18 protein-coding genes and 1 tRNA gene are annotated in these 15,511 nt (G+C 72.2%); 7 read left to right on the top strand and 12 right to left on the bottom strand.

The window, feature by feature from the left end; all coding sequences use genetic code 11:
• Nucleotides 1-144: 144 nt before the first annotated feature.
• On the bottom strand, nucleotides 145-597 hold the full coding sequence (locus ASC58_RS14430) for a response regulator (protein WP_056919772.1): 453 nt from the start codon (nucleotides 595-597) through the stop codon (nucleotides 145-147).
• A 229-nt stretch (nucleotides 598-826) separates the two neighbouring features.
• On the opposite strand from ASC58_RS14430, the gene ASC58_RS14425 reads away from it, so the two are divergent.
• Entirely contained in the window at nucleotides 827-2,233 is a 1,407-nt protein-coding gene (locus tag ASC58_RS14425) for a cell wall metabolism sensor histidine kinase WalK (protein ID WP_157598522.1), read from the top strand.
• On the opposite strand, the gene ASC58_RS14420 is transcribed toward ASC58_RS14425, so the two are convergent.
• Nucleotides 2,202-2,891 carry a response regulator transcription factor gene (locus tag ASC58_RS14420; protein ID WP_056919851.1) on the bottom strand — a complete coding sequence of 230 codons (690 nt, stop codon included), beginning with the start codon at nucleotides 2,889-2,891 and terminating at the stop codon, nucleotides 2,202-2,204. The genes ASC58_RS14425 and ASC58_RS14420 overlap by 32 nt on opposite strands.
• Complete coding sequence (locus ASC58_RS14415; RefSeq protein WP_157598521.1) at nucleotides 2,872-3,609, bottom strand: phosphatase PAP2 family protein; 738 nt, start codon at nucleotides 3,607-3,609, stop codon at nucleotides 2,872-2,874. The genes ASC58_RS14420 and ASC58_RS14415 overlap by 20 nt, the downstream gene beginning before the upstream one ends.
• A gap of 174 nt (nucleotides 3,610-3,783) precedes the next feature.
• Between ASC58_RS14415 and ASC58_RS14410 the strand changes: the two genes are divergently transcribed.
• Nucleotides 3,784-4,830 (top strand): flippase-like domain-containing protein, encoded by a 1,047-nt coding sequence (locus ASC58_RS14410; RefSeq protein WP_056919769.1) that lies wholly within the window; start codon nucleotides 3,784-3,786, stop codon nucleotides 4,828-4,830.
• A complete protein-coding gene (locus tag ASC58_RS14405) occupies nucleotides 4,827-6,074 on the top strand; it encodes a glycosyltransferase family 4 protein (protein ID WP_162246858.1) in 1,248 nt (415 codons plus the stop codon). Before ASC58_RS14410 ends, ASC58_RS14405 begins: the two co-directional genes overlap by 4 nt.
• A gap of 7 nt (nucleotides 6,075-6,081) precedes the next feature.
• Here ASC58_RS14405 and ASC58_RS14400 read toward each other — a convergent pair whose 3' ends face one another.
• Together ASC58_RS14400 and ASC58_RS14395 are read right to left on the bottom strand one after the other, a co-directional pair.
• The gene (locus tag ASC58_RS14400) at nucleotides 6,082-6,474 is read right to left on the bottom strand and encodes a hypothetical protein (protein ID WP_157598520.1); all 393 of its coding nucleotides are present in this window, start codon (nucleotides 6,472-6,474) and stop codon (nucleotides 6,082-6,084) included.
• Between the two features lie 81 nt (nucleotides 6,475-6,555).
• Complete coding sequence (locus ASC58_RS14395) at nucleotides 6,556-7,374, bottom strand: hypothetical protein (RefSeq protein WP_235529243.1); 819 nt, start codon at nucleotides 7,372-7,374, stop codon at nucleotides 6,556-6,558.
• A gap of 91 nt (nucleotides 7,375-7,465) precedes the next feature.
• Here ASC58_RS14395 and ASC58_RS14390 point away from each other — a divergent pair, with 91 nt between their 5' ends.
• Nucleotides 7,466-8,362 (top strand): GDSL-type esterase/lipase family protein, encoded by an 897-nt coding sequence (locus ASC58_RS14390; protein WP_157598519.1) that lies wholly within the window; start codon nucleotides 7,466-7,468, stop codon nucleotides 8,360-8,362.
• Between the two features lies 1 nt (nucleotide 8,363).
• Here the strand turns inward: ASC58_RS14390 and ASC58_RS14385 are convergent, their stop codons facing one another.
• Nucleotides 8,364-9,530, bottom strand: a complete 1,167-nt coding sequence (locus tag ASC58_RS14385; RefSeq protein ID WP_056919765.1) for an esterase family protein — start codon at nucleotides 9,528-9,530, stop codon at nucleotides 8,364-8,366.
• Nucleotides 9,531-9,701: 171 nt separating this feature from the next.
• Here ASC58_RS14385 and ASC58_RS14380 point away from each other — a divergent pair, with 171 nt between their 5' ends.
• Nucleotides 9,702-10,130: a VOC family protein gene (locus ASC58_RS14380; RefSeq protein WP_056917414.1), complete on the top strand. Its 429-nt coding sequence runs from the start codon at nucleotides 9,702-9,704 to the stop codon at nucleotides 10,128-10,130.
• Nucleotides 10,131-10,225: 95 nt separating this feature from the next.
• On the opposite strand, the gene ASC58_RS14375 is transcribed toward ASC58_RS14380, so the two are convergent.
• Complete coding sequence (locus ASC58_RS14375) at nucleotides 10,226-11,236, bottom strand: hypothetical protein (protein ID WP_056919764.1); 1,011 nt, start codon at nucleotides 11,234-11,236, stop codon at nucleotides 10,226-10,228.
• 80 nt (nucleotides 11,237-11,316) lie between these two features.
• The gene (locus tag ASC58_RS14370) at nucleotides 11,317-11,718 is read right to left on the bottom strand and encodes a helix-turn-helix transcriptional regulator (RefSeq protein WP_056916524.1); all 402 of its coding nucleotides are present in this window, start codon (nucleotides 11,716-11,718) and stop codon (nucleotides 11,317-11,319) included.
• Nucleotides 11,719-11,804: 86 nt separating this feature from the next.
• Here ASC58_RS14370 and ASC58_RS14365 point away from each other — a divergent pair, with 86 nt between their 5' ends.
• On the top strand, nucleotides 11,805-12,563 hold the full coding sequence (locus ASC58_RS14365) for an MIP/aquaporin family protein (RefSeq protein WP_056919849.1): 759 nt from the start codon (nucleotides 11,805-11,807) through the stop codon (nucleotides 12,561-12,563).
• Entirely contained in the window at nucleotides 12,560-12,985 is a 426-nt protein-coding gene (locus ASC58_RS14360; RefSeq protein WP_056916522.1) for an arsenate reductase ArsC, read from the top strand. The genes ASC58_RS14365 and ASC58_RS14360 overlap by 4 nt, the downstream gene beginning before the upstream one ends.
• 31 nt (nucleotides 12,986-13,016) lie before the next feature.
• Here ASC58_RS14360 and ASC58_RS21125 read toward each other — a convergent pair whose 3' ends face one another.
• The 4 genes from ASC58_RS21125 to ASC58_RS14340 form a co-directional block, all read right to left on the bottom strand.
• Nucleotides 13,017-13,583: a hypothetical protein gene (locus ASC58_RS21125; protein ID WP_157581486.1), complete on the bottom strand. Its 567-nt coding sequence runs from the start codon at nucleotides 13,581-13,583 to the stop codon at nucleotides 13,017-13,019.
• Between the two features lie 200 nt (nucleotides 13,584-13,783).
• Nucleotides 13,784-13,856, bottom strand: a tRNA-Ala gene (locus tag ASC58_RS14350).
• A 118-nt stretch (nucleotides 13,857-13,974) separates the two neighbouring features.
• Nucleotides 13,975-14,937: a zf-HC2 domain-containing protein gene (locus ASC58_RS21395; RefSeq protein ID WP_056919763.1), complete on the bottom strand. Its 963-nt coding sequence runs from the start codon at nucleotides 14,935-14,937 to the stop codon at nucleotides 13,975-13,977.
• Nucleotides 14,934-15,476: a sigma-70 family RNA polymerase sigma factor gene (locus tag ASC58_RS14340; protein ID WP_056916519.1), complete on the bottom strand. Its 543-nt coding sequence runs from the start codon at nucleotides 15,474-15,476 to the stop codon at nucleotides 14,934-14,936. Before ASC58_RS14340 ends, ASC58_RS21395 begins: the two co-directional genes overlap by 4 nt.
• Between the last annotated feature and the right edge of the window lie 35 nt (nucleotides 15,477-15,511).

Here is a 15,511-nt window from a genome sequence, read left to right as displayed (position 1 = left end):
AACTTGTGCCCCGACATCTGCCAAGACGCTTCCCCCGGGGACCGACGGCGGCCCACACTGGGCCTGCCGCCGACGCGGGGTCAGCATCCGGGGGGATGGCTGATCCCGCGGCGGCACCAACAGGTGCCGGGCCGCGCCGTCCGCTCAGCGGGCCAGACCGAGGTCCGGTATGACGACGGCCGTCGGGGCGCGCAGGGCCGGCGTCGTCGCCGGGCGGCTCGTCCGGAACTTGGCGATGACCCCGAGGATCTGGGCCTGGGTGAACGGCTTCGTGACGTAGTGGTTCGCGCCGGCGAGCAGCCCGGCGTCGATCTCGAAGGGTGACGTGCGGGCGCTGACGAGCACGACGGGCACGTGGGCGAGGTGGCGCTGGCGCCGGATCCACCAGCAGACCTCGATGCCGCTCAACCCGGGCATCTGGACGTCGAGCAGGATGAGGTCGGGGTGCAGGTCCTCGAGCAGCTGGACCGCCTGCCGGCCGTCCTCGGCCAGGACCGACTGGAGCCCGGCCGTGCCGACGGCCAGGGACAGCACTCCGCGGATGTCCTCGTCGTCATCGGCGATCAGGGCGATCGGCTGCCCGCTCGGGGCCCTCATCCGGCCGCCACCGTCGGCGCACGTCGAGCACCCAGGACCCTCGGGGGAACCAGTGTCGACACAGTGCTCGCGCCTCCTACGACGGTGCGGACAGGAGGTGATTGAATTTACCGCCGGCGCTCGAAGCGTGAGGCGTGATTGGGAAATCCGTTCCCCGTCCGAGACTCAGGGTCACTTCAGGACGTCGCTGCTAGCCTGCCTGCCCACATCCAGACCGACGGGGCTTCGCGTGAGACGTTGGAACGCTTGGTCACTGCAGCGCCGCGTCCTGGTGGTCTCCGCGGCCGCAGCGACGATCGTCATCGTCCTGGGCGTCGTGGCCTTCGCCACGGCCCTCGACCGCATCCTCTACAGCGCCGCCCAGGAGGCGGCCCGCAGCCGTGCCACCGAGATCAGCGCAACGATCGCCGGCGGCGGACGGTCGGCCGACCTCGCCCTCCTCGACGTGACCAGCCAGGGTTCGCTCCTGCAGGTCATCGACAGCCAGCAGCGGGTCGTCGCGTCGTCCGAGTCGGCCCTGGCGCGGTCCCCGCTCACCGCCCTGCGCCCCGCTCCGGGATCGGTCGACGTGGCCCAGGAGGCGACGATCCCCGGTGAGGTGGGCGAACCCCACGCCGTGGTCGCGCAGGGCGTCGCCGACCCGTCGGGGGCGGCATACGTGGTCGTGGTGGCCAACCCGCTCGACGTGGAGGCCAACACGGTCCGCACCGCCACGCTGCTGCTCGCGCTCGGCGCGCTCGCGGTGCTCGTCCTCCTGCTCATGCTGATCAGCCGGATCGTCAAGCAGGCCCTGATGCCGGTCGAGCGCATCCGCAGCGAGGTCGCCCGCATCACCAGGGTGCGCGGGCGGGGTCACATCACCGTGCCGCCGACCGGCGACGAGATCGCCCGGCTCGCACAGACCATGAACCTCATGCTGGCGCGGTTGGAGCAGGCGGACGCGACCACGCGCAGGTTCATCTCCGACGCCTCCCACGAGCTGCGCAGCCCCTTGGCCACCATCCGCGCCGCGATCGAGGTGTCGCGCTCGGACCCCGACCGGGACGCCGTCATCCACGGCGAGGTCCTGCGGATGCAGCACCTTGTGGAGGACCTGCTGACCCTGGCCAAGGCCGACGACGGCCTCCCGCTGACCCTGCAGGAGGTGGACGTCGACGACCTGCTCGAGGGCGAGGTCCGCCGGCTGCGCGCCACCGGCGAGGTCCCGGTGACGGCCTCGATCACCGCGTCCCGCGTCGTGGGCGACCGCCTCAAGCTGGGCCAGGCGCTGCGCAACCTCGTCGACAACGCCGCCGCCCACACCCAGGGCGGCGTGTTCCTCGGCGTGCAGCCGCAGGGGGACGACGTGGTGATGACCATCGACAACGACGGCCCGCCGGTCCCGCTGGAGCAGCGGGAGGCGGTCTTCGACCGGTTCGCCCGCCTCGAGGAGTCGCGCGAGCGCGACAGCGGCGGGAGCGGGCTGGGGCTGGCCATCGTCCGGACGATCGTCGAGGCGCACGGCGGTGTGGTGCGGGCGACCGAGACCCCGGACGGTCAGTGCCGGTTCGAGGCTCGTGTCCCCGTGGTGCCGGCGCCGGTCACCGCGGAGGCGACCGAACCGGTCACTGGGGCGTTCCGCCAGTCACCGCCATGAGCCGGTAGCCCATCCCCCGCACCGTCTCCAGGGACGTGACACCGAAGGCGACGTCGATCTTGCGGCGCAGGTAACCGACGTAGACCTCGACGATGTTGTCGCTGCCGTCGAAGGCTTGGTCCCAGACGTTGTCGAGGATCTCCGCCTTGGACAGGACCACCTCGGGGTGGCGCATCATGAACTGTAGGACCGCGAACTCCTTGGCAGTCAAGGGGATCGAGTGCCCGTTGCGGCTGACGGTGCGCTTGTTCGGGTCGAGCTGCAGATCCCCGACCGCAAGCTCGACCGGGCGGACGGGGGCACCTCGACGCACCAGGGCGCGCAGCCGCGCGACCAGCACGAGGAAGCTGAACGGCTTCGTGAGGTAGTCGTCGGCCCCGAGGTCGAACGCGTCCGTCTGGTCGTAGTCGCCGTCCTTGGCGGTGAGCATCATCGCGGGCGTCCAGATCTTCAGCTCGCGGATGTTCTTCAGCACGTCGTAGCCGTTGCGACCGGGCAGCATGATGTCCAGCACCATGACGTCGTAGGGGTTCTCCGTCGCGAGCCATTGACCGGTGATGCCGTCGTGGGCGACGTCGACGACGAACCCCTCGTTCGTCAGGCCGCGGCGCAGGGTCTCCGCCAGGGCCTTCTCGTCCTCAACGAGCAGGACCCGCATGGGCTGCACCCCTCACGTCGTGCTGCTGCCGCCGGACCGACCCCACGGTGAGGGCGAGGCCGAGGACTCCGACAGCCAACACCCAACCCGCGATGACGTCGGTGGTCCAGTGGTAGCCGAGGTAGACCCGGCTCGCCCCGATCGCGGCGCTGGCGAGCGCCCACGCGGCCACGGCCGCCACCCGACCACGCCGGTGGGCCCGCGGCCAGAGGACCAGCATCACCACGAGCCCGATGAACACGGTCGAGAACAACGTGTGGCCGGAGGGGAACGAGTACCCGGTGTCGACCGGCCCCACGACGAACGCGGCCGGCGGGCGGTGCCGCCCCAACAGGTGCTTGACGCCGAGCGTCAGGACCCCCGCAGCCGCCATGGTCGCACCGAACAGGACCGCCCGGGCGCGTTCCCGCCAGACGAACCACAGCAGGGCCAGGGTCACCACGGTCAGCAGGCCGATGGCCACCTCGCTGCCCACGGTGCTGACGACCTCCGCGGCGAAGGTGAGGCCGGGGACTCTCAGGTCGGCCACGGAGGACGCGATGCCGGGGTCGTACGACGTGAGGTCGGCGTTCTCCGTCACCCCGTCGACGAGGCCGGCGAACCCGGCCAGGGCCGCGGCAGCGACACCGGCTCCGGCGAGGGCCGGGGTGCGCGACGAGGTCACCACCAGCGCGCCGGGCACGGCGAGCCGGGGTGCGGCAACGGGTCGACGGCTCACAGGTTCACGCGCTCACTCTCTGGTCGCCGGTAAGGTCACCGGCCAGCGGTCAGGATCACACCACTGTCCCGCTGGCCGCCTGAACGATTCCTGAGGAAACTCTCTCAGGAACCGTTCAGGACCGCCGGGCCACAGTGTGGTGACGTGGACCGAGGTCGGCATCGAGGGGCAGTCATGGACAGGAACGCCGCGCGCGTGGTCGCGGACCGCGCCTCCGTGTCCCTGCGTGCCATCGCCGCCATGTCGCTCGCCCTCACCGTCCTGTGGTGGGCCCTGCCGAAGGTCGCCGGGGTCGGCTGGGGGCAGATCGGCTCGACCATCGGCGACATCTCGGCCCGCGTCGCCGTCGGGCTCGCCCTGCTCTGGGCCTGCGGGCTCCTCGCCCACTCCTTCGTCCTCACCGCCGCCCTGCCGGGGCTGAGCCGACGGCGCGCCCTGACCCTGAGCCTCACCGGCAGCGCGGTGTCCAACGTCATCCCGTTCGGCGGCGCGCTCGGCGTGGCCCTCAACTTCACGATGGTGCGCGCCTGGCGGTTCCACCGCAGCGCCTACGCCACCTTCGTCATGGTCACCAACGTCTGGGACGTGCTGGCCAAGCTCGCCCTCCCCCTCGTCGCCGTCGTCATGATGACCGCGGCGGGCGCGCTGCCCGGCCGGGCGTTGCAGACGTGGGCGATCGTGGGTGCGGCCCTGATCGCCGCGCTCGTGGCGGTCGGCGCGGCCCTGCTCACCAGCGACCGGCTCGCCACCGGCGCGGCCCGCCTGGTGGCGGCGGCTGCTCGCCGGTTCCGCCGTGGTGACGGCGTCTCCGCGGCGCGGGTCCAGGTCGAGCTGCTGGAGTCGCGTGACCGCGTCCGCGGGATCGTCAGCGCCCGCTGGCCGCAGCTCACCACGGGGATGGCCGCATATGTCGCGCTCCAGGGCGCGCTGCTGTGGTGCTGCCTGCACGCGGTCGGCATCGACCTGCCCGTGTATGCCGTCATCGCCGCCCTGGCCACGGACCGCGTCCTCAGCCTCATCCCCCTGACGCCCGGCGGCGCGGGGTTCGCCGAGGTGGGGACCGCAGCCGCGCTCATCGGGTTCGGTGCCGACCCGCTCGGGGTCGCCGCTGGGGTCCTGCTCTACCGCGCCTTCACCTTCCTCCTGGAGATCCCCGTGGGCGGCGTGTGGCTGGGCTGCTGGTTGGCCCTGCGGCCCCGGTCCGGGACGGCGGCCGCGTGAGGATCCTGCACGCGACCGACACCTACGGGCCCACCGTCGGCGGCATCGAGGTGCTCGTCCGGGCCCTGGCCGAGAGCCAGGCCGCGGCCGGGCACGAGGTCACGGTGCTCACCCGGACCCCGGGCCCTGCCGATGTCGGTGGACCCGTCGAGGTGTGCCGCGACCCCCGCGCGTTCGCCACCCTCCTCGCCTGCACCGACGTCGTCCACGGTCACGTCTCTGCCTACTCCCCCTTGGCCCTCCGCTCGGTCGAGTCGGCGGCCAAGGCGGACGTCGCCGCCGTGGCGACCGTCCACTCCGTCTGGGGCAGCGCCTGGCCGTTGTTCAGGGCGTGCGCTGCCGTCCGGGGGTGGCCAGACCTGCCGATCCAGTGGGCGGCCGTGAGCGACGTGGCCGCAGGCCCGGTCCGCCGGGCCATGGTCGGCCGCGACGTGCTCGTCATCCCGAACGCCGTCGACACGGCCTACTGGACACCGGCGCTCCCGGCCCGGGTCTCCCGCCACGTCACCCTCGTCTCGGTGATGCGGATGAGCCACCGCAAGCGACCCCTGGAGCTCGTGGCGGCGCTGCACCGCATGCAAGGGCTCGTCCCCGCGGGCACCGCGGTCACCGCCCTCCTCGTCGGCGACGGACCGCTCCTGGGGCGGGTGCGACGACGGATCAGGCGCCTGGGCATGGCGGACTGGGTGCAGGCCCCCGGCGACCTGTCGCACCCACAGCTGCGCGACGTCTACCGTCGCGCGGACGTGTACGTCGCTCCCGCGACCCTGGAGTCCTTCGGCCTCGCGGCGCTGGAGGCGCGTGCCGCAGGGTTGGCGGTCGTCGCCCGGCACGGCACCGGTGTCACCGAGTTCGTCACCCACGGCGTCGAGGGCCTGCTGGCCGGCGATGACCGGGAGCTCGCGGAGCACCTCGCCCGCCTGTGCACCGACGACCTGCTGCGGCAGCGCATGGTGCGACACAACCACCACGTCCCACCACCCCTGGACTGGTCGCAGGTCAGCGAACGCAACACCGCCGCATACGTGCTGGCGGGTGCGGTCGACTCGCGACCGGCCACCCCCACGGCCTCGCCCAGCACGCCCCCGTCGACCCCCCTGCCGGCGGGTGGTTCGTGGGCGAGGACGGACCAGTCCGAAATCAGCGACCCCTGCGCTGTCGGCTGGTCGTCGGTGCCTGGCGGTCTCGACCGCCAGGCACCGACTCCCCTCCCCCTGAGCCGGACGGCAGTCCGACCGAGCTGAACGTCGGTCAGCCGAGGGTGGTCACCGGGACCCCGAACCTCGCGACGCGACGGACGACGTCGTGGTGACCCCAGGACCTGGTGCGCGTGGTCGGCAGGGCCAGCAGGATCTCGTCGACCGGCTCGCTGAGGACGGTCTCCTCCACGGCTTCCACGGGGTCGTGCCGGATGGAGACCGAACCGATCACCCGCCGGCCCGCTGCGGCCTCGAGGTCCGGCAGCGTCTCGAGCAGGATGCACTCGGCCTCGAACGCCAGGTCGCGCCGCTCGGGGTGCAGGAGGTGCAGCTCGGCCCGCGCCGGGTTCAGCACCACGAGCCGGAGCTGCACGTCCTCGTCCCGGGCCCGGGCCGCCACCGCATGGAGCAGCGCAGGCGAGGGGGTGGCACTGTCGGTGACCACCAACACCCTCGTCCTGCGCTGCACCACGTCTGCCTCACTCTTCGTCGGGCCGCCGATCCTCGAGCCGGCCCGGTGCCGACGTCAGACCTGTCGGTCCTCCACCGGAGTCGCCTGCTCGGCCCGGAGGTTCGCCCGCTCCGTGCGGTCCTTGTGGGTCACGCTGAGGTAGACCACCACGGCGAGGATGGTGCCGAGGAACAGGACGCTGGTCCCCAGCGTCCCCAGGCCCGCTCCACCCTCGTCGCGCGCCGAGGCGAGGAAGTCGCCGATGTTGGCGCCGAGGGGGCGGGTGAGGATGTAGGCGAGCCAGAAGCACAGCACCGGTCCGGCGCCGAGCTTCCAGGCGGTGAGCACCGCGGCGATCAGCCCGAGCGGCAGCAGGACCGAGGCGCCGGCCGACCAGCCGGTCAGCTCCAGCGTCCAGTCGCCTGCGGCCGTGCCGAGCGCGAAGGTCACGAGGACCGTGAGCCAGTAGAACGCCTCACGCGGCGTGGTGACGATCGAGTGGATGGAGAGGGTGCGCTCCCGGGCGTACCAGACCGCGAACACGGCGGCGAGGGCCACGGTGAACACTGCGGTACTCACCCAGAGCGGCACGCCGACACCGTCGGTGAGGTTGTCGGTGAGGAGCGTGCCGACCACGCTGACGAGCACCACCGCCAGCCAGTAGACGGCCGGGACGTACTGCCGCAGCCGGAACTGGGCCACCAGGACCGCCACGAGCGCGACCGAGAACACCACGGTGGTGTTCGTCAGCCCGAAGCCGAGGGTCTCGTTCACGTAGTCGGCGAAGCTCTCCCCCACGGTGGTGCACAGGATCTTGATGATCCAGAAGTACACGGTCACCTCGGGGACCTTGTTGAGCATCGTGCGCTGTCGTGCTGGTGCGAGCGTCGTCATGACCCCACGGTCCCAGCGCCGCCCTGAGCGGACCCTGAGCCGTCGCCTGCGCCAAGTTGCCTGCGCCGCCGCCGGGGAGCAGGCTCGAAGGGTGTCGAGGGTCGTCAGGGTGCCGTTCCTCGCGGGACCCTCGAGGTCGCAGGCCGCCCGCAGGGCGGTGGTGGCGGCGGTGCTGACGGCGTTGGTCGTCGTGCTGTCCGCCTGCACGCCCGCCGCCTCGGCCCACACCCGCAGCCCGGTTACCTCCGGCACGGCCGGTACGTCCTCGACGACGACGCCCGCGACGCCGCCGACGACCTCCGTCACCGGGCGCGGGCCACTGGTCGTGGTCGGCCTCGGAGACTCCGTCATGTCCGGCACGGCGTGCGACTGCCAGCCCTTCATCGTCCGGTATGCCGCGGCCCTCGCCTCCCGCGACCACGCCTCCAGCGAACGCGTCGTCAACCTCGGCCACTCCGGACTCACCGTGCCCGGGTTGACGAGCCAGCTGGGCACCGGAGCCGACCAGGACGCCCTGCGCGCCGCCTCGGTCGTCGTGGTCACGATCGGCGCCAACGACCTCGTGCCCCTGGTGGACCGGTGGCGGGACGACGCCTGCGACGACGCGTGCGTGCGCGACGGGGCTGCCGGCCTCGCCGACCCGCTGGCCGTCGCCCTCCGGCGCGTGCGGACGCTCGCACCGGACACGGCACGCGTCCTCGTGACGACGTACTGGAACGTCTTCGAGGACGGCGACGTGGCCGATGGCGACTACGGCGCGGGGTTCGCGCAGTGGAGCGACGACGTGACTGCAGCGGCGAACACGCGGATCTGCGATGCAGCGCAAGGGATCGGGGCCACCTGCGTCGACCTCTACCGTCCGTTCAACGGTGACGGCGGCAAGGACCCCACTCCCCTGCTCGCCGACGACGGCGACCACCCCAACTCCGCAGGCCACGCGCTCATCGCCAGGACCCTCCTCGAGGCCACGCCTGCGGGAGCGCCCTGACTCAGGCAGCGTGGAGCCGCTTCGACAGCCAGTCGAACGCCGGGCCCATCACCGTCGACCACGAGTGGAAGTTGTGGCCACCACCGGGGATGACGACCGAGGTGACGCTCATCGGTGACCGGACCAGCGACAGGAAGTGGCGGGTGTCCGAGATCCCGGTGTGACCCTTCTCCGCAGTGCCGATCGTGGCCAGCACGGAGACCGGCGGTGCCGGTTGGTGCGCCAGCAACCATTCCGGGCTGTTGAGGTCGCGCAGCACCGACGAACCACCCCACAGGTCGCCCGTGGTCGTGTCCCGCAGCGTGTGGTAGTACCCCGACAGGGAGACCGCCGTGGAGAAGACGTCGGAGTGGGCCATCGCGAGCTTCACCGCGCAGTACCCTCCGGTCGAGTCCCCCATGGCGCCCCACCCGGTCGGGCGCACCCGGTAGGCCGACTCGACCGCGGACGGGACGTCCTCGGCGAGGTACGTCAGGGCCTGCGGGCCGGCGGGGACGTCGGTGCACTCGGTGTCACGCGGTGGCGCGACCGTCGGCCTGAGCATCACCAGCACCATCGGCCCGGCCCTGCGCTGCCCCATCTCCGTGAGGAGGGTGTCTGGATAGTGCTGTCGCTGAACGAGATTCGCGACAACCCCCGGATAGCCGGTCATCACCTCGACGGCGGGAAAGGTCCGGTGCGCCGAGGCCGGCTGGAAGTACTCGGGCGGCAGGTAGACGAGGGCCTGCTCCGACAGGTCGCTGCGCGCACCCCGAACCGTCACCGTGTCGACGCGGCCTCGCGTGGCCCACTCCGTCGGCGTGGACCAGGAGGTGGGTCCGCTCTTCACCGCGGGCAAGGCTCCTGCAGCACCGACGTGACCCTGCCTCGGGCCGGGGCCGCCGTGGGTCGGCGGCAGGGCGACCGCGGCCTGGGACGAGCCACCGAACAGGTCGGACCACGAGCCGTAGAAGTAGCCGTAGTTGTTGGCACCAGCCGCGAGGAGCAGCACGACCAGGGCCTGCGAAGACCCGACCAGCGCCGCCCGCTGGAGCACCCGCACCGCGCGGGGCCCGCGCACCCGCGACCATCCCAGCACCGTGGCGGCGACGACGAGGACGAACAAAGAACCCAGCGTGACCATCAACGGCCAGCCCAGCAACGGCACGACCACCACCTCGTTCCACATCACTCGCTCCACCAGAGCAGCCACACTCTGCGCCCCACACCTGCGAGGTTGCCGGACGCTGGCTGTGAGGTTGCTGAGGCACCGTTCGTGCTGGTGGGCACGCACCGTCGCGGCATAGCGTGGGGCGCACCCGGCCCGTGGCCAGCACGGACCCAGCCAAGGGAGGACACCGTGGCCAACCTCGTCGTCCACTTCGAGATCCACGCATCCGAGCCGCAGCGGCTCATCGACTTCTACGGCCAGCTGCTCGGGTGGTCGTTCACCCAGTTCGGTGACATGCCGTACTGGTCCATCGAGACCGGCGAGGGTGCGATCACCATGGATGCGCCCGGCCGGGGCATCAACGGTGGCCTCACCCAGCGACGGGGTCCGGCGCCCGAGCGGGGCGCTCCGGTCAACGGCGCGAACTTCGTCATCGGCATCGAGGGCAGCGTGGACGAGGTGTTCGCGAAGGGGCTGGAGCTCGGGGCGTCCGAGGCCGTCGCCCCCGAGGACATGCAGGGCGTCGGCCGGGTCGGGTACCTCCTCGACCCTGACGGCAACGTGTTCGGCCTCATCTCGTCGTTGCTGTCCGACGGCACCGACGCCATGGCGAGGTAGGCCCCGAGCCGCGCACCAGACGACCCCCTCCCGGCTGCCGGGAGGGGGTCGTCGCGCGCCGGCTGGGGGTTGCCGGGGCGGTCCGGGGCCTGCGGTCAGCCGACCCGGGGGGTCAGCCGGCTGCCCGCCGGCACCGGGAAGGGGTGACCGAGGTTGGCCAGACGTCCTCGCACCTGGTTCTGCGCCTGGCAGTTGCTCGTGCAGGTGGTGGGCGGGTTGGCGACCTCGGTCGAGTCCGCACCGGTGACGAAGCCCATCCGTCCCCCGCTGGCGACGTCCCAGACCGAGACCCCTCCGCAGTGACGGACGCTCGGCGTCACCGCGGTGGCCGTGTTGCAGGTGGGCTGCGGCACGCGGGTCGCCACCTGCGCGCTGTCACGCACCACGAACTGCGGCGAGACGTCGTTGGAGATGTTGACGCGCGGGGTCACCTGCACGCAGAACTGTCCGGGCGGGCCCGTCTGCACGCTCGTGCAGCCCGACCCGAGGAACTGTCCGGCCTTGGCGCGGAAGTTCGGGTTGTCGTAGTAGAAGGGCGTGAGGCCGGCGGTCGTGGAGGTGGCCAGCGTGTGCGTGATGCGGGTGGTCGTGCCGTCCGAGCGCTGGGGTTCCATCTGGAAGATCCCCCCCTGGGCGCAGTCCTTGGCGCTGAGCGTCATGGACAGGCCGGTGCCGGTGCGCTGCAGGGAGAGGTTCTCGCCGTCGAGCTGGACGGTGATGGCGCTGCTGAGAACGAGCCCGCGGTGGTTCGGGACCTTGCTGGCGAAGACCGGCGTGAACCGGCCGCCGGTGATGTCGAGCTCGTTGGCGGCGCCCGTGAACGCCTGGTTGAAGACTGCGAAGTCCGAGGACCGGACGTCGAACTGCGCGTAGCGACCCCGGACGGCGAACGCCGTCCCCAGCTGGGCCGCGGGGATCGTCGCGCGCACCCGGTCCGTCCCCGCTGCAGCGACCGTGGCCCCGGTGGCCCGGTTCACGAGGCGGAAGCCGCCGTCGGTGCAGCCCTTGCTCGAGGCCGCCTGGGCGGGTTGGGTCGCGGCGAGGGCCGAGCCGACGAGCGCGGCCACGACGACCCCCACCCGCAGGGCGTTGGTGATGCGTGCCATGTGTGTCTCCAGGTGTCAGGGGGGTGCGTCCGTGTGGTGCGCCCACCCTGATGCCCTGCAGCGGACAGCAGCAATTGGACCTAGGTCGTAAGACCCCCGCCGGAGCGACGCGGAGCAGCCGTGGCGGGCTCGCCCAGGGTCCGCGCGAGGGCATCGAGCGCCTCGCGCTGGACCGTGAAGTAGGCCCAGCGTCCACGTTGTTCGCGTCGCACCAGCCCGGCATCGGCGAGGATCTTCATGTGGTGCGAGACGGTGGGCTGGGAGAGGCCGACGGGCTCGGTCAGGTCGCAGATGCACGCCTCCGCCCCCGGTGCCGCAGCGATGAGGGAGACGAGACGGACCCTCGTCGGGTCACCCAGGGCCTTGAACCGGTGGGCGAGCTCCTCCGCGTCCGCGACGTCGAGCACCCCGGCGGTCATCGGTGCGCAGCACGTGGCCGGGTCGTCGGCCACCGGCAGCCGGGCGCGGGTCGAGGAGGGCATGGGCCGATCCTCCACCACGCATTGACAAATGTAAATCAATGGGTCAACGTTCACCTCGCCGACGCCCATGGACCCTAGGAGTGCTGATGGACGAGCCCCCCGTCGCGGGGCCAGCGCCACTGGCTCGTCGACTCCTCGCCGAGTTCGTGGGCACCGCCCTGCTCGTGGCCATCGTGGTCGGCTCGGGCATCGCCGCCCAACAGCTCTCACCGGACGACGTCGGCCTGCAGCTGCTGGAGAACAGCACCGCGACGGTGCTGGGCCTGACCGTCCTCATCCTGGTGTTCGGCCCGGTGTCCGGCGCACACTTCAACCCCGTCGTGTCCCTCGCGGACTGGTTCCTGGGGCGGCGGCAAGGGCACGGGCTGGGCGCCACCCACCTCGCGGCATACGTCGTCGTCCAGGTCGGCGGAGCGGTGGTGGGTGCGGTGCTCGCCAACGCGATGTTCGACGTGGGTACCTCCCTGTCGACCAAGGACCGCGCCACGCCCGGGCACCTGCTCGGCGAGGTCGTGGCCACGGCCGTCCTGGTCGCCCTCGTCTTCGCCCTGGCCCGCACCGGGCGGGGCGCCCTCGCGGCTCCCGCGGTCGGCGCCTACATCGGGGCCGCCTACTGGTTCACCAGCTCGACCTCGTTCGCGAACCCTGCCGTGACGGTGGGGCGGATGTTCTCCGACACGTTCGCGGGGATCGCGCCCTCCTCGGCGCCGGGGTTCGTGCTCGCGCAGCTCGTCGGCCTCGTCGTCGGGTCCGGGCTGGTCCTGGCCCTCTACCCCGACGCCGGCGAGCGGGCCGACGACGTCGTCCTGCCCCATCCCGCACCGACCGAGAGGCACCAGCGATGACCCTCGAGACCGGCCCCCGGCCGTCCGTCCTGTACGTCTGCGTCCACAACGCCGGGCGCTCCCAGATGGCCGCGGCCTACACGCACCGCCTGTCCGCCGGCGCTGTCGAGGTCCGCTCAGCAGGGTCTGCACCGGCCGAGTCCATCAACCCCGCCGTCCGCGAGGCGATGCTCGAGGAGGGCATCGACATCTCGGCCGAGAAGCCCAAGATCCTCACCACCGACGCGGTCCAGGCGTCCGACGTCGTCATCACCATGGGGTGCGGCGACACGTGTCCGATCTTCCCCGGCAAGCGGTACGAGGACTGGACCCTCGAGGACCCTGCGGGGCAGGGCGTCGACGCGGTCCGCCCGATCCGGGACGACATCCGCCGACGCGTCGTCCAGCTCCTGTCGGAGCTCGGCGTGGAGCCGGTCTCCTAGTCACGTCCGCGGGGCCCTGAGCCTGGGTTGCTCAGGCGACCTTGTGCCAGTTCTGGCAGTGGGCGGTCTCGAAGAACGCGTCCGAGGACCTGATGGTCACGACCGCCTTGCCCGTACCCGCACCACGCTGGATCACCGCCGTCGCCTTCCCGTCGAGGTCGCGCAGTCGCGACCAGCTGCACTCGCCCTGCGTGGCACCGGCCGACTCGTAGGTGCCCGGAGCGATGCCCTTGCCCACCAGGTAGGTGCCGACCTCGCCGAGGTGCCACACCCCCTTGGCAGCGGTTCCGGACGCAGGTTTCTTCGCCGTCGCGTCGTCGCTGGCCACCGACCTGGCCACCTGGGTTGGGTCCAGGGCGTGCAGCCGACGCGCCTCGCTCGAACCCGTGGGCTTCACGCCGGTCGTCGCTGCCCCCGTCGGGTGGCCGACGGCCCGGCTCTGCTGCTGACCCGACGACGTCGAGGGGTTCGAGCGGGCATCCCGCGAGCCCACACCCATCGCCAGCGAGGCGGCGACGCTCCCGGCGGCGACCACCGCGAGGCCCAGGGCCACCGCGGCCGTATGCCTGGGTCCACGCCCGCTGGTGGACCTCGTCACTCGTTCTTCCATCACGCTCGCCCTCGATCGCGCAACGCCCGACGACCTGACCCCGGGTCAGCTCGACGCCACCGTGGCAGAGCCACCTTCGACATTTCTTGGGCTCACCTCGGCGCGTGCCGGGGGACCTCGGGCCCGGACGACGAAGAACCCCGCCTGCCCGGCGCCATCGGCGCGGTCCAGACGGGGTTCTCCCGGGGTGGAGCTGCGGGGATTCGAACCCCGGGCCTTCTCATTGCGAACGAGACGCGCTACCAACTGCGCCACAGCCCCTTGATGCGGACGAAACGATAACACCAGCAGTGCCCCTCACGGAAAACGGCACCCCGGTATGCCGCGGACGACCGTCCGTGCGCGTCGCCCGTGCGCCTGGCGAGCTGCCCGCCCGCGTTCAGCCCACCTGGGCGCGCATCACGGTGGCTCCGCCGTCCACCAGGCGGATCTCGATCGACTCGATCTGGCCGACCGACCACGGGGTGACACCCCGGGGGTGCATGACGCGTCCGGCCCGAGCCGTCCAGTCCTTCACCAGCATGTCCCGACCGTCGCGGCCCACCACCCAGATGGCGTACCGGATCCCCGGGTATCCCCCGTCGCCGGAGCCGGTCGTCGCCGAGCCGGTCGACCCCGTCGCAGCGGTCGAGCCGCCCGAGGAACCGCTCGACGGCATGGACCCGCCGGTACCCATCCGGCCACGCGTGCCGGTCATGGCACCCGACCCGGTGGAACCCGAGCCCGTGGCCCCCGACGTTCCGGAGCCACCCACGCCGGAGCCAGTGCCGCTGCCGGTGCCGCTACCGGCGCCGGTTGCCGTGGACTGCGCGTACTGGCACTCCACCCGCAGCTCGGTCCCCTGCGAGGTCGGGACGACGTCGACGACGGCGGTCATCGGGGACGCGCTCACGGGCGCGAACGCCAGGCGACTGCGCCCCTGGGCCAGGGTCGACGAAGGGCCAGCGCCGGGGACGGCGTCACGGGAGGCGGACACGGCATACCCGCCGACGCCCCCGATGAGGAGGGCAGCCGCCGCGGCGGCCATGGGAGCCAGCCACCGCTGGCGCCATTCGGACGCGTGCGGAAGGCGGGGCATGAGGGACGCCGGCGGGTCGGGGACGGCGAAGGGGTCGGCGAACGGTCCGGCGCCGTCGCTGCCGCCCGAACCCGACTCGACGGCGATCGCCTCGGCCGGACTGAGCTGGCCGAGCAGCCCGGGCAGGCCGGCGAGCTCGGCCACGGCTGTGCGGCAGCTCAGGCACCCGGACAGGTGCTCCTCGTACTCCGCCCGCTCGCTGCCGGAGAGGGCACCGAGGACGTAGGCGGCATCCCACTGGGCGTACTGGTCGGTGTCGTTCATGCCCGGGTCACCCCCTTCTCCTGCAGGGCGAGGCGCAGGCTCCGCAGTCCGTAGTGGAGTCGCGACTTCACCGTCCCCTCGGGGATCCGCAGCTCAGCGGCGATCTCGGCCACCGTCCTTCCTTCGTAGTAGGCCGCCGCGACAACGCGGCGGTGATCGGCCGACAGGGTGCCGAGGGCGTCGGCGATGAGCCAGCGGTCGAGCACCTCACCGGTGCGGTCCGCGACGAGCGGGTCGACCCAGTCGAGGCCGGCCACCTCGTGCCGGTTGGCGGCGCTGCGCCAGCGGTCGACGACGAGGTTCCGCACGACCGTGAACAGCCAGGCCCTCGCCTGCGCCTCGCTGCGCCCGCCGAGCTGCGGGTCGCGCCAGGCGCGCAGCAGCGACTCCTGGACGAGGTCCTCGGCGACCTGGGGGTCGCGGGTCAGGCGCAGCGCGAACCGCCACAGCTCCGGGGCATGCCGGTCATGCAGTCCCTGGAGGGCCGCGTGCCGCTGACCAGCCTCCACCACCACTCCTTCGCCGACCGACGCCGACATCTGCGATCCTCCCGCTCCGGCCCTTCCCGGTAAAG

The organism is Phycicoccus sp. Root101, from assembly GCF_001426245.1.
In the GTDB taxonomy this organism is placed as follows: domain Bacteria; phylum Actinomycetota; class Actinomycetes; order Actinomycetales; family Dermatophilaceae; genus Pedococcus.
This window is presented reverse-complemented; position numbering and strand designations above follow the sequence as displayed.

Excerpts from the sequence above, each read along its gene's own strand:
- ASC58_RS21395 (WP_056919763.1), bottom strand. The coding sequence starts at position 14,937 with ATGAACGACACCGACCAGTACGCCCAGTGGGATGCCGCCTACGTCCTC.
- ASC58_RS14375 (WP_056919764.1), bottom strand. The coding sequence starts at position 11,236 with ATGGCACGCATCACCAACGCCCTGCGGGTGGGGGTCGTCGTGGCCGCG.
- ASC58_RS14410 (WP_056919769.1), top strand. The coding sequence starts at position 3,784 with ATGGACAGGAACGCCGCGCGCGTGGTCGCGGACCGCGCCTCCGTGTCC.
- ASC58_RS14420 (WP_056919851.1), bottom strand. The coding sequence starts at position 2,891 with ATGCGGGTCCTGCTCGTTGAGGACGAGAAGGCCCTGGCGGAGACCCTG.
- ASC58_RS14365 (WP_056919849.1), top strand. The coding sequence starts at position 11,805 with ATGGACGAGCCCCCCGTCGCGGGGCCAGCGCCACTGGCTCGTCGACTC.
- ASC58_RS14395 (WP_235529243.1), bottom strand. The coding sequence starts at position 7,374 with ATGACGACGCTCGCACCAGCACGACAGCGCACGATGCTCAACAAGGTC.
- ASC58_RS14340 (WP_056916519.1), bottom strand. The coding sequence starts at position 15,476 with ATGTCGGCGTCGGTCGGCGAAGGAGTGGTGGTGGAGGCTGGTCAGCGG.
- ASC58_RS14385 (WP_056919765.1), bottom strand. The coding sequence starts at position 9,530 with ATGTGGAACGAGGTGGTGGTCGTGCCGTTGCTGGGCTGGCCGTTGATG.
- ASC58_RS14370 (WP_056916524.1), bottom strand. The coding sequence starts at position 11,718 with ATGCCCTCCTCGACCCGCGCCCGGCTGCCGGTGGCCGACGACCCGGCC.
- ASC58_RS14430 (WP_056919772.1), bottom strand. The coding sequence starts at position 597 with ATGAGGGCCCCGAGCGGGCAGCCGATCGCCCTGATCGCCGATGACGAC.
- ASC58_RS14360 (WP_056916522.1), top strand. The coding sequence starts at position 12,560 with ATGACCCTCGAGACCGGCCCCCGGCCGTCCGTCCTGTACGTCTGCGTC.